Annotated in this window: 43 protein-coding genes; 34 read left to right on the forward strand and 9 right to left on the reverse strand. The window is 34.0% G+C overall.

Annotated features, from left to right (window positions below; translation table 11 throughout):
* Positions 1–11 precede the first annotated feature (11 nt).
* Together HOG88_RS07710 and HOG88_RS07715 are read right to left on the reverse strand one after the other, a co-directional pair.
* Positions 12–1,061, reverse strand: coding sequence for an SAM-dependent methyltransferase (locus HOG88_RS07710; RefSeq protein WP_295004863.1), 1,050 nt, complete (start codon positions 1,059–1,061; stop codon positions 12–14).
* A 1,536-nt stretch (positions 1,062–2,597) separates the two neighbouring features.
* Positions 2,598–3,662 (reverse strand): ATP-binding protein, encoded by a 1,065-nt coding sequence (locus HOG88_RS07715; protein ID WP_295004865.1) that lies wholly within the window; start codon positions 3,660–3,662, stop codon positions 2,598–2,600.
* 188 nt (positions 3,663–3,850) lie between these two features.
* On the opposite strand from HOG88_RS07715, the gene rpsJ reads away from it, so the two are divergent.
* The 23 genes from rpsJ (at position 3,851) to infA (ending at position 14,501) form a co-directional block, all read left to right on the forward strand.
* Positions 3,851–4,162, forward strand: coding sequence for a 30S ribosomal protein S10 (rpsJ, locus tag HOG88_RS07720; protein WP_207562077.1), 312 nt, complete (start codon positions 3,851–3,853; stop codon positions 4,160–4,162).
* A 10-nt stretch (positions 4,163–4,172) separates the two neighbouring features.
* Positions 4,173–4,748: a 50S ribosomal protein L3 gene (gene rplC, locus HOG88_RS07725; protein ID WP_295004867.1), complete on the forward strand. Its 576-nt coding sequence runs from the start codon at positions 4,173–4,175 to the stop codon at positions 4,746–4,748.
* On the forward strand, positions 4,748–5,362 hold the full coding sequence (rplD, locus tag HOG88_RS07730; RefSeq protein WP_295004870.1) for a 50S ribosomal protein L4: 615 nt from the start codon (positions 4,748–4,750) through the stop codon (positions 5,360–5,362). Before rplC ends, rplD begins: the two co-directional genes overlap by 1 nt.
* On the forward strand, positions 5,362–5,643 hold the full coding sequence (locus tag HOG88_RS07735; RefSeq protein ID WP_295004872.1) for a 50S ribosomal protein L23: 282 nt from the start codon (positions 5,362–5,364) through the stop codon (positions 5,641–5,643). The genes rplD and HOG88_RS07735 overlap by 1 nt, the downstream gene beginning before the upstream one ends.
* A 1-nt stretch (position 5,644) precedes the next feature.
* Positions 5,645–6,490, forward strand: a complete 846-nt coding sequence (gene rplB / locus HOG88_RS07740; RefSeq protein ID WP_295004874.1) for a 50S ribosomal protein L2 — start codon at positions 5,645–5,647, stop codon at positions 6,488–6,490.
* Positions 6,491–6,492: 2 nt separating this feature from the next.
* A complete protein-coding gene (gene rpsS / locus HOG88_RS07745) occupies positions 6,493–6,768 on the forward strand; it encodes a 30S ribosomal protein S19 (RefSeq protein WP_295004876.1) in 276 nt (91 codons plus the stop codon).
* A gap of 3 nt (positions 6,769–6,771) precedes the next feature.
* Positions 6,772–7,089, forward strand: a complete 318-nt coding sequence (gene rplV / locus HOG88_RS07750) for a 50S ribosomal protein L22 (protein WP_295004878.1) — start codon at positions 6,772–6,774, stop codon at positions 7,087–7,089.
* A 1-nt stretch (position 7,090) separates the two neighbouring features.
* On the forward strand, positions 7,091–7,804 hold the full coding sequence (gene rpsC / locus HOG88_RS07755) for a 30S ribosomal protein S3 (protein WP_295004881.1): 714 nt from the start codon (positions 7,091–7,093) through the stop codon (positions 7,802–7,804).
* Between the two features lie 2 nt (positions 7,805–7,806).
* Positions 7,807–8,232: a 50S ribosomal protein L16 gene (gene rplP, locus HOG88_RS07760; RefSeq protein ID WP_295004883.1), complete on the forward strand. Its 426-nt coding sequence runs from the start codon at positions 7,807–7,809 to the stop codon at positions 8,230–8,232.
* On the forward strand, positions 8,219–8,407 hold the full coding sequence (rpmC, locus tag HOG88_RS07765) for a 50S ribosomal protein L29 (RefSeq protein WP_295004885.1): 189 nt from the start codon (positions 8,219–8,221) through the stop codon (positions 8,405–8,407). Before rplP ends, rpmC begins: the two co-directional genes overlap by 14 nt.
* An 11-nt stretch (positions 8,408–8,418) precedes the next feature.
* Positions 8,419–8,667, forward strand: coding sequence for a 30S ribosomal protein S17 (gene rpsQ / locus HOG88_RS07770; protein ID WP_295004887.1), 249 nt, complete (start codon positions 8,419–8,421; stop codon positions 8,665–8,667).
* Positions 8,667–9,035: a 50S ribosomal protein L14 gene (gene rplN / locus HOG88_RS07775; protein WP_295004889.1), complete on the forward strand. Its 369-nt coding sequence runs from the start codon at positions 8,667–8,669 to the stop codon at positions 9,033–9,035. Before rpsQ ends, rplN begins: the two co-directional genes overlap by 1 nt.
* On the forward strand, positions 9,035–9,265 hold the full coding sequence (gene rplX / locus HOG88_RS07780; RefSeq protein WP_295004891.1) for a 50S ribosomal protein L24: 231 nt from the start codon (positions 9,035–9,037) through the stop codon (positions 9,263–9,265). The genes rplN and rplX overlap by 1 nt, the downstream gene beginning before the upstream one ends.
* A 2-nt stretch (positions 9,266–9,267) precedes the next feature.
* Positions 9,268–9,813 carry a 50S ribosomal protein L5 gene (gene rplE, locus HOG88_RS07785; protein WP_295004893.1) on the forward strand — a complete coding sequence of 182 codons (546 nt, stop codon included), beginning with the start codon at positions 9,268–9,270 and terminating at the stop codon, positions 9,811–9,813.
* Positions 9,813–9,998 carry a type Z 30S ribosomal protein S14 gene (locus HOG88_RS07790; RefSeq protein ID WP_295004895.1) on the forward strand — a complete coding sequence of 62 codons (186 nt, stop codon included), beginning with the start codon at positions 9,813–9,815 and terminating at the stop codon, positions 9,996–9,998. The genes rplE and HOG88_RS07790 overlap by 1 nt, the downstream gene beginning before the upstream one ends.
* 71 nt (positions 9,999–10,069) lie before the next feature.
* The gene (rpsH, locus tag HOG88_RS07795; RefSeq protein ID WP_295004897.1) at positions 10,070–10,468 is read left to right on the forward strand and encodes a 30S ribosomal protein S8; all 399 of its coding nucleotides are present in this window, start codon (positions 10,070–10,072) and stop codon (positions 10,466–10,468) included.
* A 9-nt stretch (positions 10,469–10,477) separates the two neighbouring features.
* Entirely contained in the window at positions 10,478–11,014 is a 537-nt protein-coding gene (gene rplF / locus HOG88_RS07800) for a 50S ribosomal protein L6 (protein ID WP_295004899.1), read from the forward strand.
* A 16-nt stretch (positions 11,015–11,030) separates the two neighbouring features.
* Entirely contained in the window at positions 11,031–11,387 is a 357-nt protein-coding gene (rplR, locus tag HOG88_RS07805) for a 50S ribosomal protein L18 (protein WP_295004901.1), read from the forward strand.
* Between the two features lie 9 nt (positions 11,388–11,396).
* A complete protein-coding gene (rpsE, locus tag HOG88_RS07810; protein ID WP_295004903.1) occupies positions 11,397–11,837 on the forward strand; it encodes a 30S ribosomal protein S5 in 441 nt (146 codons plus the stop codon).
* 3 nt (positions 11,838–11,840) lie between these two features.
* Entirely contained in the window at positions 11,841–12,239 is a 399-nt protein-coding gene (gene rplO / locus HOG88_RS07815; RefSeq protein ID WP_295004905.1) for a 50S ribosomal protein L15, read from the forward strand.
* Between the two features lie 4 nt (positions 12,240–12,243).
* On the forward strand, positions 12,244–13,506 hold the full coding sequence (gene secY / locus HOG88_RS07820) for a preprotein translocase subunit SecY (protein WP_295004907.1): 1,263 nt from the start codon (positions 12,244–12,246) through the stop codon (positions 13,504–13,506).
* 2 nt (positions 13,507–13,508) lie between these two features.
* Positions 13,509–14,264, forward strand: coding sequence for a type I methionyl aminopeptidase (gene map, locus HOG88_RS07825; protein ID WP_295004909.1), 756 nt, complete (start codon positions 13,509–13,511; stop codon positions 14,262–14,264).
* 18 nt (positions 14,265–14,282) lie between these two features.
* Positions 14,283–14,501, forward strand: a complete 219-nt coding sequence (gene infA / locus HOG88_RS07830) for a translation initiation factor IF-1 (RefSeq protein ID WP_295004911.1) — start codon at positions 14,283–14,285, stop codon at positions 14,499–14,501.
* Between the two features lie 102 nt (positions 14,502–14,603).
* Here the strand turns inward: infA and HOG88_RS07835 are convergent, their stop codons facing one another.
* The 5 genes from HOG88_RS07835 to HOG88_RS07855 form a co-directional block, all read right to left on the reverse strand.
* Positions 14,604–14,897, reverse strand: coding sequence for a chorismate mutase (locus HOG88_RS07835; RefSeq protein WP_295004913.1), 294 nt, complete (start codon positions 14,895–14,897; stop codon positions 14,604–14,606).
* A 93-nt stretch (positions 14,898–14,990) separates the two neighbouring features.
* Positions 14,991–15,113 carry a hypothetical protein gene (locus HOG88_RS07840; protein ID WP_295004915.1) on the reverse strand — a complete coding sequence of 41 codons (123 nt, stop codon included), beginning with the start codon at positions 15,111–15,113 and terminating at the stop codon, positions 14,991–14,993.
* A 1-nt stretch (position 15,114) separates the two neighbouring features.
* Positions 15,115–15,321, reverse strand: coding sequence for a hypothetical protein (locus HOG88_RS07845; RefSeq protein WP_295004917.1), 207 nt, complete (start codon positions 15,319–15,321; stop codon positions 15,115–15,117).
* Between the two features lie 3 nt (positions 15,322–15,324).
* Positions 15,325–16,182: a S1-like domain-containing RNA-binding protein gene (locus HOG88_RS07850; protein WP_295004919.1), complete on the reverse strand. Its 858-nt coding sequence runs from the start codon at positions 16,180–16,182 to the stop codon at positions 15,325–15,327.
* Positions 16,183–16,239: 57 nt separating this feature from the next.
* Positions 16,240–16,644 carry an arsenate reductase ArsC gene (locus tag HOG88_RS07855; protein WP_295004921.1) on the reverse strand — a complete coding sequence of 135 codons (405 nt, stop codon included), beginning with the start codon at positions 16,642–16,644 and terminating at the stop codon, positions 16,240–16,242.
* Positions 16,645–16,798: 154 nt separating this feature from the next.
* Here HOG88_RS07855 and HOG88_RS07860 point away from each other — a divergent pair, with 154 nt between their 5' ends.
* The gene (locus HOG88_RS07860; RefSeq protein WP_295004923.1) at positions 16,799–16,996 is read left to right on the forward strand and encodes a hypothetical protein; all 198 of its coding nucleotides are present in this window, start codon (positions 16,799–16,801) and stop codon (positions 16,994–16,996) included.
* A 68-nt stretch (positions 16,997–17,064) separates the two neighbouring features.
* On the opposite strand, the gene HOG88_RS07865 is transcribed toward HOG88_RS07860, so the two are convergent.
* Positions 17,065–18,324, reverse strand: coding sequence for a spore photoproduct lyase family protein (locus tag HOG88_RS07865; RefSeq protein ID WP_295004925.1), 1,260 nt, complete (start codon positions 18,322–18,324; stop codon positions 17,065–17,067).
* Positions 18,325–18,389: 65 nt separating this feature from the next.
* The gene (locus tag HOG88_RS07870) at positions 18,390–19,019 is read right to left on the reverse strand and encodes an NAD(P)H-dependent oxidoreductase (RefSeq protein WP_295004926.1); all 630 of its coding nucleotides are present in this window, start codon (positions 19,017–19,019) and stop codon (positions 18,390–18,392) included.
* 102 nt (positions 19,020–19,121) lie between these two features.
* On the opposite strand from HOG88_RS07870, the gene HOG88_RS07875 reads away from it, so the two are divergent.
* The 10 genes from HOG88_RS07875 (at position 19,122) to HOG88_RS07920 (ending at position 24,935) form a co-directional block, all read left to right on the forward strand.
* Positions 19,122–19,466, forward strand: coding sequence for a hypothetical protein (locus HOG88_RS07875; RefSeq protein WP_295004928.1), 345 nt, complete (start codon positions 19,122–19,124; stop codon positions 19,464–19,466).
* A gap of 241 nt (positions 19,467–19,707) precedes the next feature.
* Positions 19,708–19,821, forward strand: coding sequence for a 50S ribosomal protein L36 (gene rpmJ / locus HOG88_RS07880; protein WP_295004930.1), 114 nt, complete (start codon positions 19,708–19,710; stop codon positions 19,819–19,821).
* A gap of 2 nt (positions 19,822–19,823) precedes the next feature.
* On the forward strand, positions 19,824–20,186 hold the full coding sequence (gene rpsM / locus HOG88_RS07885) for a 30S ribosomal protein S13 (protein ID WP_207562110.1): 363 nt from the start codon (positions 19,824–19,826) through the stop codon (positions 20,184–20,186).
* Positions 20,187–20,196: 10 nt separating this feature from the next.
* On the forward strand, positions 20,197–20,589 hold the full coding sequence (rpsK, locus tag HOG88_RS07890; RefSeq protein ID WP_295004932.1) for a 30S ribosomal protein S11: 393 nt from the start codon (positions 20,197–20,199) through the stop codon (positions 20,587–20,589).
* Between the two features lie 11 nt (positions 20,590–20,600).
* Positions 20,601–21,227 carry a 30S ribosomal protein S4 gene (gene rpsD / locus HOG88_RS07895; protein WP_295004934.1) on the forward strand — a complete coding sequence of 209 codons (627 nt, stop codon included), beginning with the start codon at positions 20,601–20,603 and terminating at the stop codon, positions 21,225–21,227.
* A 20-nt stretch (positions 21,228–21,247) separates the two neighbouring features.
* Positions 21,248–22,246 carry a DNA-directed RNA polymerase subunit alpha gene (locus HOG88_RS07900; protein WP_295004937.1) on the forward strand — a complete coding sequence of 333 codons (999 nt, stop codon included), beginning with the start codon at positions 21,248–21,250 and terminating at the stop codon, positions 22,244–22,246.
* Positions 22,247–22,259: 13 nt separating this feature from the next.
* Positions 22,260–22,610 (forward strand): 50S ribosomal protein L17, encoded by a 351-nt coding sequence (gene rplQ / locus HOG88_RS07905; protein ID WP_295004939.1) that lies wholly within the window; start codon positions 22,260–22,262, stop codon positions 22,608–22,610.
* Between the two features lie 94 nt (positions 22,611–22,704).
* The gene (locus tag HOG88_RS07910) at positions 22,705–23,922 is read left to right on the forward strand and encodes an aldo/keto reductase (protein WP_295004941.1); all 1,218 of its coding nucleotides are present in this window, start codon (positions 22,705–22,707) and stop codon (positions 23,920–23,922) included.
* Positions 23,923–24,016: 94 nt separating this feature from the next.
* Positions 24,017–24,292: a NifU family protein gene (locus HOG88_RS07915; RefSeq protein WP_295004943.1), complete on the forward strand. Its 276-nt coding sequence runs from the start codon at positions 24,017–24,019 to the stop codon at positions 24,290–24,292.
* A 64-nt stretch (positions 24,293–24,356) separates the two neighbouring features.
* Positions 24,357–24,935, forward strand: coding sequence for a hypothetical protein (locus HOG88_RS07920; protein ID WP_295004945.1), 579 nt, complete (start codon positions 24,357–24,359; stop codon positions 24,933–24,935).

Raw genomic sequence — 24,935 nt, forward strand, 5'->3', positions numbered from 1 at the left:
GAGGGAGTCAGCTATTCTAACTTACTCGTCAATCCTTTTCCAAAAGCTTCTTCTATATAGGGAGAAATTTGCCATTCTTTTTTAAATTCTTTGTATTCTTCTACAACTTTATCAACATTTGAAATCTCTTCAAAAAAAGCTCTAATCATAATATTTTTAGGCGTATGTTCCATATCTATAAACTCTAATACTTGTGTACGATAACCCATGATTTCTAATACATTTGCTCTTAAGCTATCAGTAAGCAATGAAGATAGTTTTTCTTTAATAATTCCGTATTTTAGCATAGGAACCATTTTTTTATTTTTTATTTTTTTAAGTAGCTCATGTTGACAGCAAGGTACTGCTAAAATAACTTTAGCTCCCCAGTTTACAGCAGTTGCTAGTGCATCATCTGTTGCAGTATTACAAGCATGTAAAGAGATAACCATATCTGCATTTTTAAATTCATTGAATCCTTTAATATCTCCTTGTACAAATCTTAAATCATCAAAATTTAATTTTTTTGCCAAGTTTGAACAAAAATTTATTACATTTTCTTTTAAATCTAAGCCAACTATTTCTACATTGTAACCCATTTTTAATACTAAGAAATCATAAAGCGCAAAAGTAAGGTATGCTTTTCCACATCCAAAATCAATAATTCTGATAGTTTTATTTTTATCTAAATAAGGAATACAATCAGACACCAACTCCAAATAACGATTTATTTGTTTAAACTTATCATATTTTGAATTTATAACTTTACCATCTGCTGTCATAATTCCTAGTTCTACTAAAAACGATGTTACTTCACCTTCATTTAAAATATACTTTTTCTTTCTATTATGAGAGATTTCTTCAAACTTCTTAGTAGCAGCTTTTTTATTTATCTTAGCAACACCACTTTTACTAACTAAAATATGATAATCAGATTCTAGTGTATTTATCAATGCTTGTTTAAAATATGTTTGAAGTAAGTTGTCTATTTCATTTATTGAATCGAGCTTGTTTAAGTTCTTATGTTCTACATTTTTATCATAAATATATTCGAATTGTTGTTTTAGTTCATTTTTAATCATTACTTTTTTTATTGTTACTTTATTGAAAGTTTTAAGTGATTTATTTTTTATACCACTAAAAGTAGCAAATATTATTGCTTCATTGTTTATTATCCTTTGTGATAGTTCTCTTATATTTTCCATAATGTTTAAAATTCCTTTTGTAAGTAACAAGTCCTATTATTAAGACTTTTTGGAATCATAGCAAAACTGACTTCATTTATGTATTAAAGCAGCTGACGAAGAACAATTGGAATTTATAAAAAAACCTTTGTTTACTACAAGTACACCATACTTTCAAGCACTTTTTAGACCCCCGTATTTTTCATTAAGTCTAAAAAGATAACAAAACCTTGGAAGAAAAATAAGTTAGCCAGCCGCATTTTTTTTTAGTTTAAACTAAAATAAGATAAGATACATCAAAGACAAAAAGACTTGATTTAAGGGTAACTTATTTTTCAAGTCGACCGTTATACACAAAGGAAATATTAAAAATGAAACTATTACTATCTCTCATACTATTAACTTCTTGTGTATGGGCTGATGTTCTAATCTCAATTGTGATGTTTTAACAGCTTCTCCACATTTATCTTCACAAGCATATACATATCTTACATTGTCTACCACATTAAAAAATAGGGATGGTTGATTATTAGGAAATTTTTCAGATGAAGAGGCAAATTTCTGACAAATCATGTAATCTAACTTTTCTTGCAAATCAGCAATTTTCTTATCTTGGATATCAATTTTTTCTAACTGATTATTTCATAGTGATACCTTGGCAGTTTTTGCTGTAAAAATAGGGTAAAACACCTAACTTATGGAGGCTTAATAAAACTCGATAAAGTCAAAAGTTTTTAAATTGTCAAGATGGGGTTTACTTGGTGCTTACCTTTTAAAAGTGATTTATTACTATAATTATAGCTTTTAATCCCTATTTATAGTCTTTCATTAAGTCGTAATATTCAGAATATTTTCACACTTTCATATGTTTACTTATCATGTATAGAGTAATAAAAAAAATTACTTTATAGTATGTTGTTTTGGGAATTTAATGCTACTTTTTGATTAATATTAGGTTCGTAAGTTAAGTTTAGCTTGTTTAGGAGCTCAAATATTTCGCCAACTTAAAATTCCAAAATCTTTTCACAAAGGTTTCAAAAATTTGAAGTAAATTTGTGAAAGGCTAAAAGTTAAAGAACTGGAAGAATGTTTATGATATTTGCACCCCATCTCTTCTGACTGACCACCAACACTTTTACCACTCTTCTCTCGAAGAGATTTATTTTTATTATTTTTTTTGAGTAGGTGCTATTTCACTTGATGGTGAAATACTAGAGTTGTTTGGATTCTTTGGTGGTGTTTCTTAGACAAGGTTGTTGGAGAGTTTTCTTTAAAATTTATTCCTACTTTTTATGTAGTGAATTATAGCTAATTGGTCCTATTTACAGGCTTTTAATAGAGTTTATTGGATGTGAATATTAGAATTCTATTTTTGTTTCATAGGCTGATTAGTAACCTAATTTTTTATACGAAAAAATATTTTAAAGAAGAAGCCTAATCTCCTAGTGCCCAAATATCAAAGGGTATTATATCAACCTGAGAGAGAGGATGTGATATATTCCCCTCCTTATTCATAGTTATAACTGTTACTTTTTTTATAGAGTGGGTAAATATAAACGCTTCAATGCTTTCTAGTTTTTTAAAGAGTCTTCGTTCATCGACAAAAGGTTTACATAAAATTATTTCATGACTGCGAGGAAGGTAGAAATCTATTTCTTCTTCATAAAAGCAAGCCCTATTTGATTTGAGTAATTCAAGAAAGACCATATTCTCAAAGAGGCGTCCAAAGTTCTTCTCAACTGTAAGAGCACTTTTAAGTGATGTATCACAGAGATATACTTTTTTAGTTGCACGTGAGTGTTCAAACTTTGCAAGTAGATGTATATAGTTTTTTAGGTGCAAATTATCAAAAGATTTATAAAGTTTATCCTTAGATATTTTACGACTAAGTTTGAGCCTTTCATATATTGTAAATGCAGATAGTTTTTGAGACATGAATTTTGCACATAAACAGAGTATGTCAAACTCTATATCACCTAATGAATATTGGAGAGATTTTTGTAGGTAAAGATTTCTCTCATCAGCATTTACTTTATGCATAGATGGAAATCCTCCTAGTTGAAAGAAATGATTTAAAGCACTAGAATCATACTTATGCTCATAAGCTAGGAATTCTTCATAGTCTAAAGGAAACAATTGAACTTGATGCAAGACATCTATCTTGTATTGCACTTGAGATGTAATTATAAGTTGTGAGACATTTGCAAACTTTATTTCTTCACGATAATTATCTAAAACAAGAATATCTATCTTGTTCTTATTACAAAAAGATGTTAGAGAATTGTTTAAAAGAGTTATATCTATTCTAATATCGTTACAATCTATATAAAGATAAGTACTTTTTTTTAAACCAAGTAGATAGTTTTTAACAAGTTTAGTCTTTCCGCTTTGAGTTATTCCATTGATTTGATAGGATAAATCATCAATAAATAACTTTCTAGCATGAAATTTCTCTGCATTTATATCTGTTTTATAGAATTCTTCAAGTAATATTTCCATTTTTTCTCACTATTTTTATGTTTACAATTGTATCGCTTCCTTATTAAAAGGAAATAAATTATTACTAGATTCACTTTTTGTACCCTAAATCCTTGAATATAGAGAGTAGTTTTGCTATAATTCGCCACCCTAAAAAATAGTGGTTAATAGTTAGGTCACGCCTAACGAGTTCTTTTAGAAGGAAAATTATGGAAAAAATTCGTTTAAAATTGAAAGCTTATGATCATCGTGTACTTGATAGATCTGTAGCATCAATAGTTGAGGCTGTAAAGCGTACAGGTGCTGCAATTCGTGGTCCAATCCCTTTACCAACAAAGATTCGTAAGTATACAGTACTTAAATCAGTTCACGTTAACAAGAAAGCTCGTGAGCAATTTGAGATTCGTATGCACGCTAGAATGATTGATATTGTTTCTGCTACGCCAGAAACTGTAGATTCATTAATGAAGCTTGATCTTGCACCGGAAGTAGACGTAGAAGTACGCTCTATGGATAAGTAAGGAGTTCGTAGTGGAATATATTGTTGAAAAAATCGGTATGAGTCGTACTATTTCTGTTCCTTCAAAGCCAGTTACTCTTTTAAGAGTTCTTGACACAAAGGTATGTGAAGTAAACGATGGGACTGCTATTGCATCTTACAACAGCGGTAAAAAAATGAACAAAGCAATTGAAGGTCAGCAAAAGAAGTATTCTTTAGCAGCTGAATTCAACCGTTTCGTTACTTTAGAAGTAACAAACACTGAAGCTGGCGACATTGATTTAACACCTTTAGTGGAAGCTAAAATAGTTAAGTCAACTTTTACTACAAAAGGTCGTGGTTTTGCTGGTGCAATGAAACGTTGGAACTTCTCTGGTGGTCCTGCATCACACGGTCATAGATTTGGTCGTAGAACAGGTTCAATCGGTAATGCTGAGTGGCCAGGTCGTGTAATGAAAGGTAAGAAAATGCCAGGACATTACGGAAACTGTCAAAACAGTGTAAAAAATGAGATCGTTTCTTACGATGCTGAAAATAAAATCATTGCGGTTTTAGGTTCTGTATCTGGTGCTAACGGTGCTCTAGGTCGTGTAAAGGTAGCTAAATAATGAGCGCAATTATCTTAAATGAAAAAATGGAAAAAGGTGCTGAGTTAGCAATCCCTGAGTCTTTCTCAGGTATTAACCCTCATAACCTTTGGCTTTATGTTAAGTCAGTTCAAGCTGCACAACGTGCTAACACAGCTACTACAAAAGGTAGAAGTGAAGTACGTGGTGGTGGTAAGAAGCCATGGGCTCAAAAAGGTGGCGGTCGCGCTCGTGCTGGTTCACGTCGTTCTCCTATCTTCGTAGGTGGTGGTAAAGCGTTCGGTTCAATGAACAATCATAACTACAACCTTAAAGTAAATAAAAAGCAAAAGAAATTAGCTTTAAACTTTGCTTTAAATGAGCATGCACAAAATGGTACTCTTTTTGTTGTTGATAATATTGAAATTCCATCTGGTAAAACTAAAGATGCAGCTGCAATGTTTAAAGCACTAGGTCAAAGAGATGTTCTAATTGTAAAATCTTTATTAGACGAGCCAACATTTTTAGCTTTTGAAAATTTAAAAGCTACTTACGTTATCGAATCTAATGAGTTAAACGCATACTTAGCTGCTAACTATCGTTCATTAGTGATCGAAAAAGCAGTTTTTGAAGCATTAACAAGTGAGGCTAAGTAATGGCTGATATTACAGATATTAAATCTATTATATATACAGAGAAGACTCTTGGTATGCAAGAAGATGGTGTGATCGTTGTTCAAACATCTACTCGTATGACTAAAACTGGTCTTAAGGAAGTTTTTAGAGAATATTTCGGAATTGTTCCAAATAAAATAAACTCTTTAAATCAAAGCGGAAAAACTAAACGTTTCCGTGGTGTACAAGGTAAACAAAATAACTTCAAGAAGTTTTATGTTACTTTACCAGAAGGTGCACAAATAGAAAGTTTGGCGGTATAACATGGCAATTAAAACTTATAGACCGATAACTCCGTCTCGTCGTTTTTATACAAATGTTGATAGCTCAGATATTACGGCAAAAGCTAGTGTTCGTTCATTACTTGTAAAACTACCTACTCATTCAGGTCGTAACAACAATGGTCGTATCACTTCTCGTCACCGTCAAGCTGGTGCTAAAAAACTTTACCGAATCATTGATTTCAAAAGAAATAAATTTGATATTCCTGGTACAGTTGCAGCAATTGAGTACGATCCTTATAGAAACTGTCGTATTGCACTTATCAACTATGCTGATGGTGAAAAGCGTTACATCCTTCAACCAAAAGGTCTAAATGTAGGTGATGTTATTAGTTCATCTGCTGAAGGTCTTGACGTTAAGCCTGGTAACACTATGAAACTTAAGAGTATCCCAGTTGGTACACTAATTCATAATATTGAACTTAAGACTGGTAAGGGTGGACAAATGTGTCGTGCTGCTGGAACTTCTGCTCAAATTATGGGTCGTGATGGTAGATATGTATCATTACGTATGCCTTCATCTGAAATGCGTTTAGTTCTTGGTGAGTGTTTAGCTACTGTTGGAAGTGTTGGAAACGAAGAGTTTGGTAACATTGTTATCGCTAAAGCTGGTCGTCAACGTCACCTTGGTATTCGTCCTCAGACTCGTGGTTCAGCAATGAATCCAATAGATCACCCACACGGTGGTGGTGAAGGTAAAACGAACTCAGGTCGTCACCCAGTTACTCCATGGGGTAAACCAACGAAGGGTGCTAAAACTCGTCGTAAGAAAGCAAGTGATAAGTTAATTATTACTCGTCGTAAACCAAATGCTAAAAGGGTAGGTTAATTATGGCTCGTTCATTAAAAAAAGGTCCATTTGTTGATGACCATTTAAGTAAGAAGATCGAAAAGGCTAAGGCTGAAGGTAATAAAAAACCTATCAAAACTTGGTCAAGAAGATCAATGGTTACTCCAGATATGGTAGGATTTACAATTACTGTTCATAACGGACGTCAATTTGTTCCTGTTCATGTTTCTGAGAACCACATCGGTTACAAGCTTGGTGAATTTGCACCAACTCGTACATTTAAGGGCCATAAGGGCTCTGTACAGAAGAAAGGATAGAACATGGCTAGAGCATTATTAAAATTTATCCGTGTATCACCTATTAAATCTCGTTTAATAGCGAGAGAAGTTCAAGGTATGAACGCTGAAGAAGCTATGGCTGCTTTAGAATTTACACCAAACAAAGCGGCTAAAATTATCTCTAAAGTTATTGCATCTGCAGTAGCAAATAGTGGTATGGAAGCTGAAGATTGTATCGTTCAATCATGTCGTGTTGACAATGGTCCAGTTCTAAAACGTTTCCGTCCACGTGCTCGTGGTATGGCTTCAGGTATTAGAAAACCAACAGCACATATCTTAGTAATAGTGGAGGGTAAATAGAATGGGTCACAAAGTTAATCCTATTGGTTTACGTCTTGGTATCAACCGTAACTGGGAGAGCCGTTGGTTCCCTAACTTTAAAACAGCTGCTGCTGATTTAGGTGAAGATCACAAGATAAGAACATATTTAAAGAAAGAGCTTTACTATGCTGGTGTTGCTAACATCATCATTGAAAGAACAGTTAAAAGACTTCGTGTAACTATCGTTGCTGCTCGTCCTGGTATTATTATCGGGAAGAAAGGTGCTGATATTGAGAAGCTTAAGACAAGTCTTCAAAAGCTTATTGGTAAACAGATTTCTGTAAATATCAAAGAAGAGAAAAAGCCTCAAACTTCAGCACAATTAGTTGCTGAAAATGTTGGTACTCAACTTGAGCGTCGTATAGCATTTAGACGTGCTATGAAGAAAGTTATGCAAGCTGCACAACGTTCTGGTGCTAAAGGTATTAAAATTGCAGTTGCTGGTCGTCTTGGTGGAGCTGAAATGGCTCGTACTGAGTGGTACTTAGAGGGACGTGTTCCTCTTCATACACTTCGTGCTAAGATAGATTACGGTTTTGCTGAAGCTCATACTACATACGGAATTATCGGTATTAAAGTATGGATATTCAAAGGGGAAGTTCTTACTAAAGGCGTTCCTGTTGAAGTTGCTGAAGAGAAAAAAGAGCGTCCACGTAAACGTGCTCCTCGTGAAACTACTGAAAAGGCTGATTAATCATGTTAATGCCAAAAAGAACTAAATACCGTAAGGTAATGAAGGGACGTAACCGTGGTTACTCTCGTGCAGGTTACAAGCTAGCGTTTGGTGACATAGCATTTAAAGCTGTTGAAGCTGGTCGTATCAACTCTCGTCAAATAGAGTCGGCACGTATCTCTGCAACTCGTCACATTAAAAGAAGTGGTAAAATTTGGATTCGTGTATTCCCTGCTAAGCCATTAACTGCTAAGCCTCTTGAAACTCGTATGGGTAAAGGTAAGGGAGCGGTTGATCAATGGGTTATGAATATTAAGCCAGGTCGTATCATATTTGAAATGGCTGGTGTTCCAGAAGAGATGGCTCGTGAAGCATTAACTCTTGCTATGCACAAGCTTCCATTTAAATGTAAAATTATCACTGCGGAGATGAACAATGAAATATTCTGATTTAGCAGATAAAACAGTAGCAGAATTAAATGCTATGCTAAAAGAGAGAAAAACTGAGCTTTTTACTCTTAAAATTAAACAAAAGATGATGCAACTTCAAGATACTAGCGAACTACGTGTTGCTAAGAAAGATATTGCAAAAATCAACACTGCTATTACAGCAGTGGCAAACTAAGGAGCCGGGATATGACACACAAACGTGAAATTCAAGGTAAAGTAGTAACTATCGCTGGAGACAAAACTGTTTCTATTGTGGTTGAGCGTCGCGTAATGCACCCTCGTTACCATAAAGTTGTAAAACGTTTCAAAAAGTACTTAGTACATGATGAGCGTAATGAAGTAAAAGTTGGAGACGAGATTGTTGCAATCGAATGTCGCCCACTTTCTAAGACTAAATCTTTTAGACTTAAAACAGTAGTATCAGGAGCTAAGTAATGATCCAAGGTTTTACTCGTTTAGTAGTAGCTGATAATACAGGTGCTAAAGAGATTATGTGTATTAAAGTGCTTGGTGGTTCTAAGCGTCGTTATGCTTCAATAGGTGACGTTATTGTTGCTTCTGTGAAGAAAGCGACTCCAACTTCTAAAGTTAAAAAAGGTAAGGTTGTTAAAGCTGTTATCGTTAGAACTCATAAAGAAGTTCAACGTGAAAATGGTTCATTAATTCGTTTTGATGATAATGCAGCTGTAATCCTTGATGATAAAAGAGAACCAATAGGTACTCGTATTTTTGGCCCTGTTGGTCGTGAAGTACGTTATGCTGGATTCATGAAAATTGTTTCTCTAGCGCCGGAGGTTGTTTAATGTCAAAGTTTAATTTTAAAAAAGGCGATACTGTAGAAATTATCGCTGGTGATGATCGTGGAACTAAGGCTACTGTTGTTGCAGTTATGCCTAAGAAAAACAAGGTTATTGTTGAGGGTTGTAAAATAGCTAAGAAAGCTATTAAGCCAACTGAAGAAAATGCAAAAGGTGGTCATATCAATAAAGAAATGCCTATCGATGCTTCAAATGTACGTAAAGTGGAGGCATAATTATGGCTCGTTTTAAAGAAAAATATTTAGGTTTAAAATCTGAATTACAAGCTGATTTAGGAATTAAGAATCCTATGCAAACACCAAAACTAGAGAAGATAATTATCTCTGTTGGTGCTGGTTTTGCAATGAAAGATAACAAGCTTATCAAAAATATCGAAGACACAATTACTAAAATAGCTGGTCAAAAAGCTACGACTGTAATCGCTAAGAAATCTGTTGCAGGTTTTAAAGTTCGTGAAGGTATGCCAGTTGGTATCCGTGTTACTCTTCGTGGTGAAAACATGTACAACTTTCTTGATCGTCTCGTATCTATTGCACTTCCACGTGTAAAAGATTTCCGTGGTGTTCCAAGAAATGGTTTTGATGGTCGTGGTAACTATAACTTCGGTCTTCAAGAGCAACTAATTTTCCCAGAAGTTGGTTATGATTCAATCATACAAATTCATGGTATGAATATTACTATGGTTACAACTACTGATTCAGACAAGGCTTCATTTGCTCTTCTAGAGAAAATGGGTATGCCTTTCACAAAAGGGAGTAACTAATGGCTAAAAAGTCTATGATCGCAAAAGCGGCAAGAGCACCAAAGTTCAAAGTACGTGGATACACAAGATGTCAAATCTGTGGTCGTCCACATTCAGTACTTCGTGACTTCGGTATCTGTCGTGTATGTTTTAGAAAAATGGCAAATGAGGGATTAATCCCAGGTGTTAGAAAGTCTTCTTGGTAATCCAAGAGGAAACTTCTAATTATTAGCAGTTCGATCTTTCGAGATATGAACTACACATTGAAGGAAAAATAATGGCAATTAATGACCTAGTATCAGATGCATTAACACGTGTTCGTAATGCAGGTATGAGAAGATTACCAGTTACTACTTTAGTACACTCAAAGAGTGTTGAAGCATTAGCAAATATCTTAGTAGACAAAGGCTATATAGAGTCTTGTAACGTTCAAGAAGATGGCGTTAAAAAAACTATAAAAGTTGTACTTAAGTACGATGAAGATGGTAAAACTGTAATTAATGAAATGAAAAGAGTTTCTAAGCCTGGACGTCGTGTCTATAAAGCTAAAGAAGACATAAAGCGTTTCAAAAATGGTTACGGAACTATTATTGTTAGTACATCACATGGCGTTCTTGCTAATGACAAAGCTTATGAGCTTGGCATTGGTGGCGAAGTTATGTGTACGGTTTGGTAGGGAGATAACATGTCAAGAATTGGAAAAAAACCAGTAGAATTTACTACTGACATTAATGTTAGTACAAATGGAAATGTTATTACTTTTACTAAAGGTAAAGTAACTATGGATTTAGACACAAAAGGAAATGTTGACTTCGCTCTTGATGGCAATGTTTTAACTTTTGCTGCAAAATCAGAAGAGAAAGCTCATAGAGCATTCTGGGGAACTTACAGAGCTTTAGCTGCTAATATTGTTGCTGGTCTTACAACTGGTTACACTAAGCAACTAGAGATTAACGGTGTTGGTTACAGAGCTGCTGTTAAAGGTAGAGTTCTTAATCTTCAACTTGGTCATTCACATGACATCGACTTTCCTTTAGTTGATGGTCTAGAAGCTACTGTTGAGAAAAACGTTGTTACACTTAAGAGTCATGACAAACAACTTCTAGGTTCTGCAGCTGCAAAAATCAGAAGTTTCCGTCCACCAGAGCCGTACAAAGGTAAAGGTGTTAAATACATGGAAGAGCATATCGTGCGTAAAGCCGGTAAAACAGCTAAGAAGTAAGGGAGGGTATTAAATTATGAATGCAAAAGTATTAAAATTAAAAGTAGCAAACCGTTTAAAGCGTAAGTTACGTATTCGTGCAAAAATATCTGGTAGTGCTTCACTTCCTCGTGTTTCTGTATTTAAGTCAAATCGTTACTTAAGTGTACAAGCAATTAATGATGTTACTGCAACAACATTATGTGCTTTAAACACAAAGTCAACTGGTCATAAAGTAAACAAAGAAGGTGCTGCTGCACTTGGTGAAGCATTTGCTGCTACACTAAAAGCTGCTAACATCAATGAGATTGTTTTTGATCGTAATGGTTACCAGTACCACGGCGTTATCGCTGCGTTTGGTGACTCACTTCGTGCAAACGAAATAAAGTTTTAAGGAGACATGATGGAAATTAACAGAGATGATTTTGAAGAATCAATTGTAAATATTGGTCGTGTTACTAAAGTTGTAAAAGGTGGACGTCGTTTTCGTTTTACTGCACTTATAGTTGTTGGTAACAAAAATGGTACTATCGGTTACGGTGTTGGTAAAGCTAAAGAGGTTCCTGATGCTATTCGTAAAGCTGTTGATAACGCTTTTAAAAACTTAACAACTGTTAAGATTAAAGGTACTACAATCGCTCACGATATTGAGCATAAGTATAACGCTTCTCGTGTTTTACTTAAGCCAGCATCTGAAGGTACTGGTGTTATCGCTGGTGGAGCTGCTCGTCCAGTTCTTGAGCTTGCAGGAATTAAAGACATTCTTACAAAATCAATCGGTTCTAACAACCCTAACACTCTAGTGCGCGCAACTGTTGAAGCACTTGGCAGATTAAAAGGATAGATGATGGGTATTGAAAATTTAACACCTTCTGAAGGTTCTACTGCAAATCGTAAACGTGTTGGACGTGGACAAGGTTCTGGTACTGGAAAGACTTCAGCAAGAGGTCAAAAAGGTCAGAAATCTCGTTCAGGTTACAAGAGAAAAAGAAACTTTGAAGGTGGTCAACAACCACTTGCAAAGCGTATGCCTAAAATAGGATTTACTTCTAGATTAGTTAAGCCATATGTGATTAATGTTTCTAAAATAAAAGCTGTTACAGAACTTGCTGAAATTACTATGGAAACTCTCCGTAGTGTTCACAAAATCGGTGCAGGTGTTACTAAAGTTAAATTAGTTGGAGCTACTGCGAAAGATTTAGCTTCAAAAATTAAAGACGAAAACGTTACTACTACAGGTAACTAGTACAATGAATAAAAATCTAGTTAATAAGATACTTATTACTATCGGGTTTTTATTTGTCTATCGCCTACTGGCTTATGTGCCAGTTCCAGGTGTAGACACAGCAGTTATTGCTTCTTTCTTCGACTCACATCAAGCAGATGCTCTAGGACTTTTTAATATGTTCAGCGGAAACGCGGTAGAGAGACTCTCAATTATTTCACTTGGTATTATGCCTTACATTACAGCCTCAATTATTATGGAGCTTTTAGCTGCAACATTTCCTACTTTAGGTCAAATGAAAAAAGAGCGTGATGGTATGGTTAAATACATGCAAATAATTCGTTATGCAACAATTGTAATTACAATTATTCAAGCGATTGGTGTAAGTGTTGGACTCCAAAGCCTAACTGGACCTACTGGTAATAGTGCAATTTTAGCTGATCAAAATACATTTATACTTCTTTCTGCTGTCTCTATGTTAGCTGGAACTATGTTACTTATGTGGATTGGTGAGCAAATTACACAGAGTGGTATCGGTAACGGTATCTCTTTAATCATTTTTGCTGGTATTGTTTCAGCTATTCCATCTGCTATTGGTCAAACAATAACTATGGTAAATACTGGTGCAATGAGTTTTATTACAGTAATAGCGATACTCGCCCTTATTTTAGGAACAGTAGCTATTATTATTTATGTTGAACTTGGTGAACGTCGTGTTCCTGTTACATATGCTAAAAAGACTATGATGCAGAACCAAAATAAACGTGTAATGAACTATATTCCTATCAAGGTAAACTTGGCTGGTGTTATTCCAGTTATTTTTGCTTCTGCAATATTAATGTTCCCGATGACAGTAATGTCAACAAGTACAAACCCAACTGTACAAATGTTTGCTGATTATCTCAACCCAAATAGTTATTTCTTTAACTTTTTGACTTTTTCATTTGTAATATTCTTTGCATTCTTTTATGCATCTATTACATTTAATGCAAAAGATATTGCAGATAACCTAAAACGTCAAGGTGGATTTATTCCAGGTATTCGTACTGGTAATGCGACAAAAGAGTTTTTAAATGAAACAGCTAGTAGACTTACTGTTACTGGTGCACTTTATTTAGGACTTGTAGCTACATTACCATTTATGATTATTAAAGGGATGGGTGTTCCATTCTTCTTTGGTGGTACGGCAGTTTTAATTGTTGTTCAAGTTGCACTTGATACAATGAGAAAAGTTGAAGCTCAGGTTTATATGAGCAAATATGAAACATTAAGTGCGGTCGGTCTCTAAAAATGGCGATTTCGCTAAGAAAACCCCAAGAGATTGAAAAACTTCGTGCTGCCAACAAGATTGTTGGTGGTGCTCTTGATCTACTACGTACAAACACAAAAATTGGAGCATCTTTAAAAGACCTTGATGCTATGGCAGAGGATTATATCCGTTCTCATGGTGCCAAGCCTTCTTTTAAAGGTTTATACGGTTTTCCAAATGCTGTTTGTACTTCACTCAATGAAGTTATTATTCACGGTATTCCAACTGACTACAAACTCCAAGATGGAGATGTTATTGGTTTTGATATTGGAACTGAACTTGATGGTTGGTTCGGTGATGCAGCTATTAGCGTTGGTGTTGGTAGTATAACAAAAGAGGACGAAGCTTTAATTGCTTGTGCAAAAGATACACTCTATCATGCTATCGAACAGATAAGAGATGGAATGAGATTTAAAGAACTCTCCGGAATTCTTGAAAAATCAATATTGGATGCAGGGTATATACCTTTAAGAGATTTTTGTGGACATGGAATAGGTAGAAAACCTCATGAAGAACCTCAAATTCCTAACTTTTTAGATGGAAAAGCGAAAGCTGGACCAAAGATAAAAAATGGAATGGTATTTTGTTTGGAACCTATGATTTGTCAAAAAGAATCAAAACCAATTATTTTAGCAAATAAGTGGGATGTTGTTAGTGCCGATGGTTTACGCGGTTCACACTATGAGCATACTGTTGCAGTTATCAACGGTAAAGCTGAAATACTATCTCTTGCTTAAGAGAAAAAAGGACTTATAATGGCTAAAACAGACGTTATTGAAGTTGATGGCAAGATTATTGAAGCATTGCCAAACGCAACTTTTCGTGTAGAATTAGATAATGGACATATTATTTTATGTCACATTGCTGGAAAAATGAGAATGCATTACATTAAGATTCTTCCAGGTGATAAAGTGAAACTAGAGTTAACTCCATACTCACTTGATAAAGGTCGTATCACTTATAGATACAAATAGTTAAAAGAATTTCTGGCACTACACCCCAAGAGTACTTCCTCGGATTTACCTCAGGGCGAATGCCAACACCACTATCGCTAAAGCATAAGTGTGGCGCCTCTTTTAAAATACGGATGAGTTTCTAAACTCAGATATTTCCATTTCAACCATTTCATCAATCATAATTGTAAATAATTCTGAAAGCATATTTGGATTTATTCCAAGTTCTATAGCTTTATGACGCACACGCTGAAGTATAAAGTCTATTCTATCTTCTGCCTTAACTTCCTCTACAGAGTTTTTAAATCCAGCAGCTTGATGAATCAAATGACTACGCTCTGAAATCAACTCAACAATTTTAATATCAATTACATCTATTTCGCTTCTTACTTCGTCCAGTGAATCACATTTTTTCATAATCTTTTCCTTGAAATTTATAAATATTTATATGATAACAAAAAATATATAAAGGCTTTATAATAAGTACACTAAATAATATTGAGAACATATTTATCTTTGAATATCTTTATTTATATAAGCTAAATAACCAACACCAACAACTAGAATAGAAAACATTACAATCCATATGTAAAAATCACCACCACTCGCTGCTTGATTAAGCTCTTCTTGCATACTAAGTTGGTCTTATGATCTTTTTTGTAGCTTTTGGAATATGAGCAAATGGTATATTTTTTATACCTTTTTCATTTTCATCATTAAGTACCATAACGTCAACAGTCATTTTAAGTTGGTAAAAGTAAAGAGCTTTATATTTGACTGTTTCTATCATAAACTCTATATTTTTCGCTCTTAAGTCTTCATTGATTTTTTTCTTTATCATCTTTTAATCCTTTAGATATATACCAGTGTCTTTTACTTCTATTTTATTTGCATCTTGTAGTGAAGTAAGTGTTCTCTTAAATTCTTTTTTACTTAGGCTAAAGACATCTTTGATAAGGTCAGCATCACTTTTATAGTTATATGGCATGATTCCTTTATTCTCTTTGAGAAGTGCTAGAACTTTTTCATCACTGCCACCAGATTTTTTACTACCTGCTTTTCTGAGCGTAAGATCGATATTGCCATCTTTTCTTACAGATTTAACATAAGCAGTTCTTTCATCACCAAGTGTAATGGTTTCAAAGATTTCATTATGATAGATAAGTCCCTCATATTTATCATTAACAAGACACTTAAATCCTAGCGGTGTTTTTGCAATAACAAGTATTTTAGCTTCTTTATTTACTGCTAAACCTTTTACATCTCTATCGAAAAAATCACCTAGTTTTTCTGTTCCTACTAGACGGTGAGTTCTTTCATCATAAATGACTCTTATGAATCTCTTTTCACCAAGTTTAAATGGAGTCTTTTGAAACATATTTGGAACTAGTAAATCTTTGCTTAGTCCCCAATTCATAAACGCCCCAAAAGGAGCTACATCTATAACTTCAAAAAGAGCAAGTTCATCTAACATAGCGGTAGGTTTTAGTGTAGTAGCTACGAGTCTGTCTTCTGAGTCTGTGTAAATAAAGACATCGACAAGTGTTCCTTCTCTCATATCTTGTGTTAAGTATGGTCCAGGGAGTAAGACATCATTGCCATCTTGTGCCATAAGATAAGCACCAGGTGTCGTTAGTCTGTCAATAAGTAAAGTGTTTATGATTCCGAGCTCTAAAAAGTAGCTTTGTGTGTTTTGTGTCATTTGGTTTTTCCGTTTTATATTAATTTATATATAGTGTACTTACACATATATGAGTGATTATAGTTCTAAAATATCTCGAGTAATTGGAATGAGTTCCATCTTGATTGTTTTAATAAAACGATCAATATTTGTAGAATTTTCATAATTTGGTTCTTCATACTCTATCTCTATAACAACTGTTTTCTCTCCAAAATTAGAAGAAGCCTTTGTCGCTTTTTGGCTAAGAATGATTACGAGGTCATACTCAACATCCATCATTTCATTTAAGTTTTTTGAAGTAAACTTATCAGACCATGAACCGTCTTTAACGAGGGCTGTTTTTACATTAGGATTAATCTTTGTAGAGTTTATCACCCCAGCACTATAAGCTTCTACCCCAGGAAGATACTTGTTGAGAACTGCTTCTCCAAAGATAGATAATGCACTATTATCTGTACATAGAAGTAAAACTTTTTTATTCACTTGGTAGCCTTTATATATATGTGTAATTGTAACTAATAACTCTTTAAGTAAGTCAAGTTTTATTAATATCTTAAGAAAATATATATATAAAAGAACTCAGATGCAGAAAAGTGCATTTGGGTATTATTCGCAAATAAAAACTAAAGGAAATTAAATGTTTAAAATAATAGTAGATAGAGAGTGTGGTTGTTTCAAAAGAAGTGATATGAATAACAATGTAGAGTTCGACTCAAAAGACGATGCTTTAACGACAGCTTTAGAAATTGTAAGTACTATGAATGATTCTTTTTGTTCAAAACATAAGTTCATATTAGAAGAGGTTGCTGAAACTTTTATGATAAAAATGAGTTAATTGATTTAAATAGGAATATTGTTTACTTAGAGATAAAAAAGATTTAGGTTATCTTAGAGCTTCTTAATCTATAGTAGATAATCTTGCTCTAATGTATTACAATATGAACTGAGCATTGCTTGCTCAAAATCATTGTTTGTCGCATACTGATAACCAAAAGTTTTACCCCACATTTGATGTTCTTCCATACATAGATAAAAAAATACCTTCTCCTTACCTTGTTGCCATTCCTTGAAACTTTCATAAGCTGACTTAAACATTTCTACTTTTGTTTCATCTGGATATGATGTTTTTCCACTAGCATCAACATGTTGGATTTGTGTGATTTTACTTCTAAACTCTCGCTCTCGAAGTTGTTTAACAACAGGTTTAATAAAAGTGAGTGTTCCAAAGCTTACAAGAGCAACTTCACTAGGTAGAAATTCTTTGATTAATCTTTGATAAACACTCTGGTATTCTTCAATATAACCATTATACTCTACAATGGGGTGAAAGTGAAAACCTACTTTAACACCTTTGTCAGCTAGTTTTCTGGCAGCACCTATGCGTTTATCAAGTGAAGCAGTAAGGTGCTCTTCATTTTCTATGATAGTTTTTGTGTTCAAGCTCCAAGTACAGAGAATATTTTTAGGGACATCATTCTCTAAGAAGTGTTTGATATTGTCTGATTTTGTTTTAAACTCCAGTATAACATTAGGATTTTTAAATGCAAATTCAAAAAGAGCATCTAAAACACCTTCTCTGTTCCCAAACATTAAAGAGTCCGAAGCTTGACCAGTACCTATATGATATGTCTTGTTCTTGTCGAGTTCTAAGTTTAGAAGTTTGTCTTTAAAACTACTATCAAATGTAATCGTGTTCTGATTGTAAAAACTTTGAATAGAACAGTAAGAACAGTCAAAACCGCACGACTCTACAGCATCAAGAGTCATAAGGTTACAACAACGTGTTTTTTCACTTGCCACAGGGCAAAGACCAAGACCAAATCCTTTTTTATCAGCGACTTTAAATGTGAATTTTTGCTCTTGTGGGATATTTTTAAGTGTGAAGTTCTCATAAGAGTTGGGGCGATTACGTATCGCCTCATAAGCCTCTCTCAGTCTTGTGAAAACTACTTTTCTCTGTGTATGATCTGGAAAAATTTCTGTAATTCTTTTTTCATCCCACATGCCTAGGTCACGAGCTATATCTATAATCTGTTTAAGCTCTTGATGTGAAAATTTTAGTTCAAAAGATTTCTCTTTAATAAACTCTTGCTCTTCTTGAGGTAATTTTAAAAAAAATGTATTGTTTATTGCATTTTGGAATTTATTTATATATTCATTCATAATCGCAGTTTATACTCTTTTCTCTTGATTAGGTATAAAATATAATTTTAGTTGCTTTATTTATTCTAGTTTATAAACTCAATAATATCTTTAGAGTCTAAACGTAATTGTTGAGATTGCTCATTCACTCTATATCCAAATGGTAAAACCATTGCTACTTGGTATTTTGATGTGTCTAGACTAAGTATACTCTCTACTTGCGTTTTATCAAAGCCTTCGATAGGGCAAGAGTCTATGCCAATAAACGCAGCTGCAGTCATCATATTTCCTGCTGCAATGTATGCTTGCTTAGCTGTCCAAGCATATATATTTTCATTACTACTTAAAGTACTCTCAAGATGACTTGTGTAAAGCCCCATATAAAAATCAAGTGCTTCTTCTGGCATCTCGCGTCTAGCAAACCTTTTTCTAACTTCTCCTGACTCCACTTTTACACTGTCTATTCCGGCAAGTATCACAACTAAATGAGAACAGCTTGTGACTTGAACCTGATCCCAGCAAGCTGGTCTAAGTTTCGTTTTTAATTCTTCGTTAGTGATTACTAAAAACTTCCAAGCCTCCATTCCAAAAGATGATGGGGATTTTCGTCCAGATTCAAGGATAAACTTTATTTTTTCATCAGATATTCTTTTCGTCTCATCAAATACTTTACATGCATGTCTAAAGTCCATCGCGTTCATAAATTCATTTTGCATAAAATACTCCTAATTTTAAATAATATGTCACTCTGCAATAATAATGTATTATAGTTAATATTTCATATACAATTCCTATACTTTTAAGAAGAAGGATCTGATATGACATTAGGAAAATGCCCATATTGTGAAGATGGAGATATAGAAGTGAGAGATAAAGAAGTCTCTGGAAAAAAGATTAAACTGTATGCATGCTCAAATGCTCATTGGATGACTGAAGATGGAGAAGTATTTGAACTCACCGAAGAAGCAACATGTGATTTTAGAATTTGGCAAAACACATTGTCGAGATATGGCAAATGGTTACAATATAAAGATGTAAGAGCTCTACTAAACGATGAAAGTGTAGAAGTAGAGTTGCTCAGTAAAAAATATGGAAAAAAAGTTTATTACAATAAATATATAGTACTAAATCAAGAGTATGGAGTGAGTGTATTGTGGGATTAATAAAACTTTTAAAATAGTTTGGGTATAATTCCCATCCGCTTTGCTGTTTTAACAAAACAAAAAGAGTATTTCTATCTATATACACTCTATAAAGATAAAAGTATTGGCAAGCTAAAACAATCGCTTGCCTACAAGCAGCAAAGATAAACTAACTCATTAATTCTCACCGATAGGTGTAGCTTTAGTGACTGAATAGAATCTGGACTAGTTCAGATTCTATGAGAAAATATAGGAGCTTTCAATGAAAGTACGTGCTTCAGTTAAGAAGATGTGTGATGACTGTCAAGTTGTCAAGAGAAAAGGCATTGTAAGAGTAATCTGCAAAGTTAAAAAACATAAACAGAGACAAGGATAACCATGGCTCGTATATCTGGTGTTGATTTACCTAAAAAGAAAAGAATAGAATACGGTCTAACGTATGTCTATGGTATTGGTCTTCATGCTTCTCGTCTAATTTTAGATGCGACTGGCATAGACTATAACAAAAGAGTTTTCGAACTCAATGAAGCTGATGTAGCTGCAATTACTGCTGAAATCCGTGCCAACCATATGGTTGAAGGTGATTTACGTAAGAAAGTAGCTATGGATATTAAGGCTCTTATGGATTTAGGTTCATACAGAGGTCTCCGTCACCGTCGTGGTCTTCCATGTCGTGGACAAAAAACAAAGACAAATGCGCGTACTCGTAAGGGTAAACGTAAGACTGTCGGCGCAGCGTAAGGGATTATAGATGGCAAAAAGAAAAGCTGTTAGAAAAAAAGTAGTAAAAAAGAATATTGCACGTGGTATCTGCCACATTGCTGCATCATTTAATAATACTCTTGTAACTATTACAGATGAGATGGGTAACATGATTGCTTGGAGTTCTGCTGGTTCTTTAGGATTTAAAGGTTCTAAGAAATCGACTCCATTTGCTGCACAAGCTGCAACTGAAGATGCAATTGCAAAAGCGCAAGTACATGGTATAAAAGAACTTGGTATTAAAGTTCAAGGTCCTGGTTCTGGTCGTGAGACTGCAACTAAAGCTGTTGGTGCAATTGAGGGTATTCGTGTTACATTTATGAAAGACGTAACTCCATTACCACACAACGGTTGTCGCGCACCTAAGCGTCGTAGAGTTTAAGGAGATTACTGATGGCAAGATATAGAGGTCCAGTAGAAAAAATCGAAAGAAGATTCGGTGTAAGCCTTAACCTTAAAGGTGAGCGTCGTTTAGCAGGTAAATCTGCATTAGAAAAAAGACCTTATGGTCCTGGTCAACATGGTCAGCGTCGTAAGAAAGTTTCTGAGTATGGTTTACAACTTAATGAAAAGCAAAAAGCGAAATTCATGTATGGTGTTTCTGAAAAGCAATTCCGTGCTTTATTCGTTGAAGCAAAAAGAAGAGAAGGAAATACAGGTACAAACCTTATTACTTTAATTGAATCTAGACTTGATAACGTTGTTTATCGTATGGGTTTTGCTTCAACTCGTAGATTTGCTCGTCAACTTGTAACTCACGGTCACCTTTTAGTAGATGGCAAAAAACTTGATATTCCTTCTTACCGTGTTAAGCCTGGTCAGAAAATAGAAGTTCGTGAAGCAAGCAAAAAGAACAACCAAGTTGTTCGTGCTATTGAACTTACTAATCAAACTGGTTTAGCGCCATGGGTTGATATCGATGCTGAGAAAGTATTTGGTATTTTTACTCGTCTACCAGAACGTGATGAAGTTGTTATTCCTGTTGAAGAACGTTTAATCGTTGAGCTTTACTCTAAATAGTAATTAAAGGCGTATAAGAGATGAAAAAAATTAAAACTACTCCACTTGCTCCTCAGGAGTTTGAAGTTGAACAAATTAGTGAGAATGAAGCTAACATTATGGCATATCCTTTTGAAACAGGATATGGTGTTTCTCTAGCTCATCCTCTTCGCCGTTTTCTATTAAGTAGTTCTGTTGGTTATGCACCAATAGCTATTAAAATAGAAGGTGCTAAACATGAGTTTGACTCTGTTCGTGGTATGCTTGAAGATATTTCAGACTTTATCTTAAACCTTAAAGAGATTCGCTTTAAATTAAATGATGATGCAACTGAATCAGAAGTAAATTATAGTTTTGCAGGTCCTTGCACTATTACAGGAAAAGACCTTTCTAACGATGAAGTAGCTATTGTTACTCCAGATGCACCACTAGCTACTTTAAATGAAGATTCTACTCTTAACTTTAGCATTAAAATTGCTCAAGGTATAGGTTATGTTCCTAGTGAAGATACTTATGAAGAATTAGAAGATGGATACATTGCTTTAGATGCTTTTTTTACTCCGGTAAGAAGTGCAACTTATAAAATGGAAAATGTATTAGTTGAAGACAACCCTAACTTTGAAAGAGTTGTTATGAACATTAAAACTGATGGTCAGATTACTCCAGTAGATGCATTTAGAAACTCTTTAGAAGTTATGTATGCACAACTTGCTGTATTTAATTCTGAGATTAGTATTAAAGCTCCTGCAACAATTGAAAGAGTTGAAGAGTCACCAGATCTTAAAAAACTAACTACTAACATTGATAGTTTAGGTTTAAGTGCTCGTAGTTTCAACTGCCTTGACCGTTCAAGCATTAAACTAATAGGTGAAATTACACTTATGAGTACTAACGATTTGAAAAATGTTAAGAATCTTGGAAAAAAATCTTACGATGAAATCGTTGAGAAAGTTCAAGAGTTCGGTTTTGCTGTTGGTGCAGACCTAGCTGATGATGTAGTTACTGCATTAAAAAAGAAAATAGAAGCTTTACAAGCTTAATTGAGGATTAGATATGAGACACCGTCATGGATATCGTAAACTAGGTCGTACAAGTGCACACCGTGCTGCTTTACTAAAGAACCTTAGTATTTCGTTAATAGAACATGGAAAAATTGAAACTACTGTTATTAAAGCAAAAGAATTACGTTCATATGTAGAAAAACTTATTACAGTTGCTACTAAGAATGATTCTAATGCTCATAGAACAGTATTTGCTGCGCTTCAAAGTAAAGAAGCAACAAAAACTTTAGTAAATGAAATAGCTCCTAAGTATGTAGGCCGTAATGGTGGATATACTAGAATTATTAGAACTAGAATTCGTCGTGGTGATGCTACTACAATGGCATTTATCGAGTTAGTTTAGTTTTAACTGCTAAAATCTAAATGCAAGGCTTTGCCTCGCGTTTAACCCCTTTAAACTTCCACATACTAAAATACTTTAACAAACAGGATTTACAATGAGTAATTTCGCATTTGGAACATATAGAATTACAGATGAAAACCCCCAACATATTCAAGCACTTATTGAGGCCATTGACTCTGGTGTCACTCTGATAGATACATCATCAAACTATATGGATGGTGGTGCTGAGAGAGCTATTGCACTAGCTTTAAGAAACTTTGATGAAGATAAACGCGATAGCATAGAGATTGTCAGTAAGTTCGGATACATACAAGGTTCAAATTTAATAGCACACAAGGAAGAAGCATTTGAAGATGTTGTTATGTTTTCAGATGATTGTTATCACTCGATTTCTACATCTTTCATGAAAGACCAGCTTTTTAAATCTTTATCACGTTTAGAACAAACCAAGATTGATTGTTACCTTGTACATAATCCTGAATACTTTCTCCTAGATGCCCTTAAAAGAAAGAAAGATATAGACGAAGCTTTAGATACTATGTACGATAGAATATTTGATGTATTTGTCGGTTTAGAAGAACAAGTAAAGGCTGGAACAGTAGGATCTTATGGTATAAGTTCTAATAGTTTTGCAAAAGAAAATACAGATGTTGAATTTCTTCCATATGAAGACTTAATTACACTAGCGGACAAAGCGTCTGAATTTGTTGGTAATAATCAACACAGTTTTACAACTATTGAATTACCAATTAATTTACTAGAAACAGAGGGGCTAAAATGTGCTTTATGGGCAAAAGAAAATGGGCTTAGAGTTTTAACGAATCGTCCATTAAATGCTCAAAAAGAAGAGCTTATGTTTAGGCTTGCCGATTATGATGAAAGTCAAGAGTATTTTCATCATCTTAATGAGTTAATGGATGTTTGTGATAATGATGATTTAAAACCTTTATATAACCTATTGCAACAGCTAGATGAAAATAAACATAAGTTTGGTTGGCTGGGTGATTATGATAGCTTTTTGTACTCTCAAATCATTCCACATATTAAAACTAGTCTTGAAAACATAGAAGAAGCCAACCTTGACGGAATGCTTAAATATATAGATATGTTTTTAGGTGAGTATAGAAAAATGGTAGCTTATGAGTGTAGTAAATCTACTAGAATATCGCTAAAAGAAGAATTAGGTACAAGTGATATGCCTCTTGTGAAGATAGCTATAGACTTTTTATTACAAGAAGAAAGTATTGATTATATACTTGTGGGCATGAGAAGTCCATCTTATGTACAAGATATTCTCTCTTTAAAATATTAGCTAGTTTATTTCTTTATGACTTGTTAAGCGATATTGTCATACTTTATGATATTAAAAAAAATTTAAACAAATGAAATGAAATAAAAGGAAAAAAATGATACCATTTTCTGATGAAGAGTTAGTAGAACCAGTTAAATTAGTAATAGATAAAGTACGTCCATCATTAGCACTCGATGGTGGAGATATTGACTTTGTAACTGTAAAAAACGGATGTGTATATGTACAACTAAAAGGTGCATGTGTAGGTTGTGGAAGTAGTGGAACAACTCTAAAGTATGGTGTTGAACGCCAACTAAGAATGGATATACATCCAGAGTTGTCAGTTATAAATGTACCTGCAGGTATGGAAAATGATATAGACAACCTTTAAGATAAATAGCAAACTCTCACTTTAGCGAGTTTAGTATCGGCATTTAGTGCCCCAAAAGATAAGAATGAATATTATAAATAAGTATAAAACATTAACACAAGCAAAAGATAGTTTCTCTAAAGCTGAATATAGAATAGCATTAGAAAAATTTGCCATCGTACTACAAAATTATCCAAATTCAAAAGAAGCATATAACTGCGTGATACTTTCTGAAATGGCTATGAGTGGAGAAGGTGGGGCTGAAGCACTTTTTGATTATTATGAGATACTTAAAGAAGAGGATAAAGAGTCTGCCGATAAGATTATGGGAGATATTTTAGAAAATATGAACGGCTCACTTGAAAAATTAAGTGAAGCATTTAGCTCACCTCTTAGAGAAAAGTTGGAGTATGAAGATGGAATTCTTTATAGTGATTTTAAAAAGATTCTTAGTGAAGGTGGAGAATTTAAAGAGACATTTGAAAATATTATGTTTTCAACACCTGTTATTATTACACAAAAAGATGACTTTATAGATTTCTTAGATAAATTAATAGAACATGATTTTGCAGAGATGGCACTCACATATTTAGAAAATGCTTTAAGTATTTATCCAAGTGATAAACTACTGAGTAAACTTTTTGAAAAACTTGTTAAAGGTTAA

The organism is Sulfurimonas sp., from assembly GCF_018698455.1.
Classification (GTDB): domain Bacteria; phylum Campylobacterota; class Campylobacteria; order Campylobacterales; family Sulfurimonadaceae; genus Sulfurimonas.

Excerpts from the sequence above, each read along its gene's own strand:
- HOG88_RS07790 (WP_295004895.1), top strand. The coding sequence starts at position 9,813 with ATGGCTAAAAAGTCTATGATCGCAAAAGCGGCAAGAGCACCAAAGTTC.
- rpsK (WP_295004932.1), top strand. The coding sequence starts at position 20,197 with ATGGCAAAAAGAAAAGCTGTTAGAAAAAAAGTAGTAAAAAAGAATATT.
- rpsJ (WP_207562077.1), top strand. The coding sequence starts at position 3,851 with ATGGAAAAAATTCGTTTAAAATTGAAAGCTTATGATCATCGTGTACTT.
- map (WP_295004909.1), top strand. The coding sequence starts at position 13,509 with ATGGCGATTTCGCTAAGAAAACCCCAAGAGATTGAAAAACTTCGTGCT.
- rpsQ (WP_295004887.1), top strand. The coding sequence starts at position 8,419 with ATGACACACAAACGTGAAATTCAAGGTAAAGTAGTAACTATCGCTGGA.
- HOG88_RS07715 (WP_295004865.1), bottom strand. The coding sequence starts at position 3,662 with ATGGAAATATTACTTGAAGAATTCTATAAAACAGATATAAATGCAGAG.
- rplN (WP_295004889.1), top strand. The coding sequence starts at position 8,667 with ATGATCCAAGGTTTTACTCGTTTAGTAGTAGCTGATAATACAGGTGCT.
- rpmC (WP_295004885.1), top strand. The coding sequence starts at position 8,219 with ATGAAATATTCTGATTTAGCAGATAAAACAGTAGCAGAATTAAATGCT.
- rplD (WP_295004870.1), top strand. The coding sequence starts at position 4,748 with ATGAGCGCAATTATCTTAAATGAAAAAATGGAAAAAGGTGCTGAGTTA.
- HOG88_RS07840 (WP_295004915.1), bottom strand. The coding sequence starts at position 15,113 with ATGCAAGAAGAGCTTAATCAAGCAGCGAGTGGTGGTGATTTTTACATA.
- rpsM (WP_207562110.1), top strand. The coding sequence starts at position 19,824 with ATGGCTCGTATATCTGGTGTTGATTTACCTAAAAAGAAAAGAATAGAA.
- rplR (WP_295004901.1), top strand. The coding sequence starts at position 11,031 with ATGAATGCAAAAGTATTAAAATTAAAAGTAGCAAACCGTTTAAAGCGT.
- HOG88_RS07915 (WP_295004943.1), top strand. The coding sequence starts at position 24,017 with ATGATACCATTTTCTGATGAAGAGTTAGTAGAACCAGTTAAATTAGTA.
- rplQ (WP_295004939.1), top strand. The coding sequence starts at position 22,260 with ATGAGACACCGTCATGGATATCGTAAACTAGGTCGTACAAGTGCACAC.
- rpsE (WP_295004903.1), top strand. The coding sequence starts at position 11,397 with ATGGAAATTAACAGAGATGATTTTGAAGAATCAATTGTAAATATTGGT.
- rpmJ (WP_295004930.1), top strand. The coding sequence starts at position 19,708 with ATGAAAGTACGTGCTTCAGTTAAGAAGATGTGTGATGACTGTCAAGTT.
- HOG88_RS07900 (WP_295004937.1), top strand. The coding sequence starts at position 21,248 with ATGAAAAAAATTAAAACTACTCCACTTGCTCCTCAGGAGTTTGAAGTT.
- rpsS (WP_295004876.1), top strand. The coding sequence starts at position 6,493 with ATGGCTCGTTCATTAAAAAAAGGTCCATTTGTTGATGACCATTTAAGT.
- HOG88_RS07920 (WP_295004945.1), top strand. The coding sequence starts at position 24,357 with ATGAATATTATAAATAAGTATAAAACATTAACACAAGCAAAAGATAGT.
- HOG88_RS07870 (WP_295004926.1), bottom strand. The coding sequence starts at position 19,019 with ATGCAAAATGAATTTATGAACGCGATGGACTTTAGACATGCATGTAAA.
- rpsC (WP_295004881.1), top strand. The coding sequence starts at position 7,091 with ATGGGTCACAAAGTTAATCCTATTGGTTTACGTCTTGGTATCAACCGT.
- HOG88_RS07875 (WP_295004928.1), top strand. The coding sequence starts at position 19,122 with ATGACATTAGGAAAATGCCCATATTGTGAAGATGGAGATATAGAAGTG.
- HOG88_RS07865 (WP_295004925.1), bottom strand. The coding sequence starts at position 18,324 with ATGAATGAATATATAAATAAATTCCAAAATGCAATAAACAATACATTT.
- rplP (WP_295004883.1), top strand. The coding sequence starts at position 7,807 with ATGTTAATGCCAAAAAGAACTAAATACCGTAAGGTAATGAAGGGACGT.
- rplO (WP_295004905.1), top strand. The coding sequence starts at position 11,841 with ATGGGTATTGAAAATTTAACACCTTCTGAAGGTTCTACTGCAAATCGT.
- rplB (WP_295004874.1), top strand. The coding sequence starts at position 5,645 with ATGGCAATTAAAACTTATAGACCGATAACTCCGTCTCGTCGTTTTTAT.
- HOG88_RS07845 (WP_295004917.1), bottom strand. The coding sequence starts at position 15,321 with ATGATAAAGAAAAAAATCAATGAAGACTTAAGAGCGAAAAATATAGAG.
- HOG88_RS07710 (WP_295004863.1), bottom strand. The coding sequence starts at position 1,061 with ATGATTAAAAATGAACTAAAACAACAATTCGAATATATTTATGATAAA.
- rplF (WP_295004899.1), top strand. The coding sequence starts at position 10,478 with ATGTCAAGAATTGGAAAAAAACCAGTAGAATTTACTACTGACATTAAT.
- HOG88_RS07850 (WP_295004919.1), bottom strand. The coding sequence starts at position 16,182 with ATGACACAAAACACACAAAGCTACTTTTTAGAGCTCGGAATCATAAAC.
- HOG88_RS07835 (WP_295004913.1), bottom strand. The coding sequence starts at position 14,897 with ATGAAAAAATGTGATTCACTGGACGAAGTAAGAAGCGAAATAGATGTA.
- HOG88_RS07735 (WP_295004872.1), top strand. The coding sequence starts at position 5,362 with ATGGCTGATATTACAGATATTAAATCTATTATATATACAGAGAAGACT.
- infA (WP_295004911.1), top strand. The coding sequence starts at position 14,283 with ATGGCTAAAACAGACGTTATTGAAGTTGATGGCAAGATTATTGAAGCA.
- secY (WP_295004907.1), top strand. The coding sequence starts at position 12,244 with ATGAATAAAAATCTAGTTAATAAGATACTTATTACTATCGGGTTTTTA.
- rplE (WP_295004893.1), top strand. The coding sequence starts at position 9,268 with ATGGCTCGTTTTAAAGAAAAATATTTAGGTTTAAAATCTGAATTACAA.
- HOG88_RS07860 (WP_295004923.1), top strand. The coding sequence starts at position 16,799 with ATGTTTAAAATAATAGTAGATAGAGAGTGTGGTTGTTTCAAAAGAAGT.
- rpsH (WP_295004897.1), top strand. The coding sequence starts at position 10,070 with ATGGCAATTAATGACCTAGTATCAGATGCATTAACACGTGTTCGTAAT.
- HOG88_RS07910 (WP_295004941.1), top strand. The coding sequence starts at position 22,705 with ATGAGTAATTTCGCATTTGGAACATATAGAATTACAGATGAAAACCCC.
- rpsD (WP_295004934.1), top strand. The coding sequence starts at position 20,601 with ATGGCAAGATATAGAGGTCCAGTAGAAAAAATCGAAAGAAGATTCGGT.
- rplV (WP_295004878.1), top strand. The coding sequence starts at position 6,772 with ATGGCTAGAGCATTATTAAAATTTATCCGTGTATCACCTATTAAATCT.
- rplX (WP_295004891.1), top strand. The coding sequence starts at position 9,035 with ATGTCAAAGTTTAATTTTAAAAAAGGCGATACTGTAGAAATTATCGCT.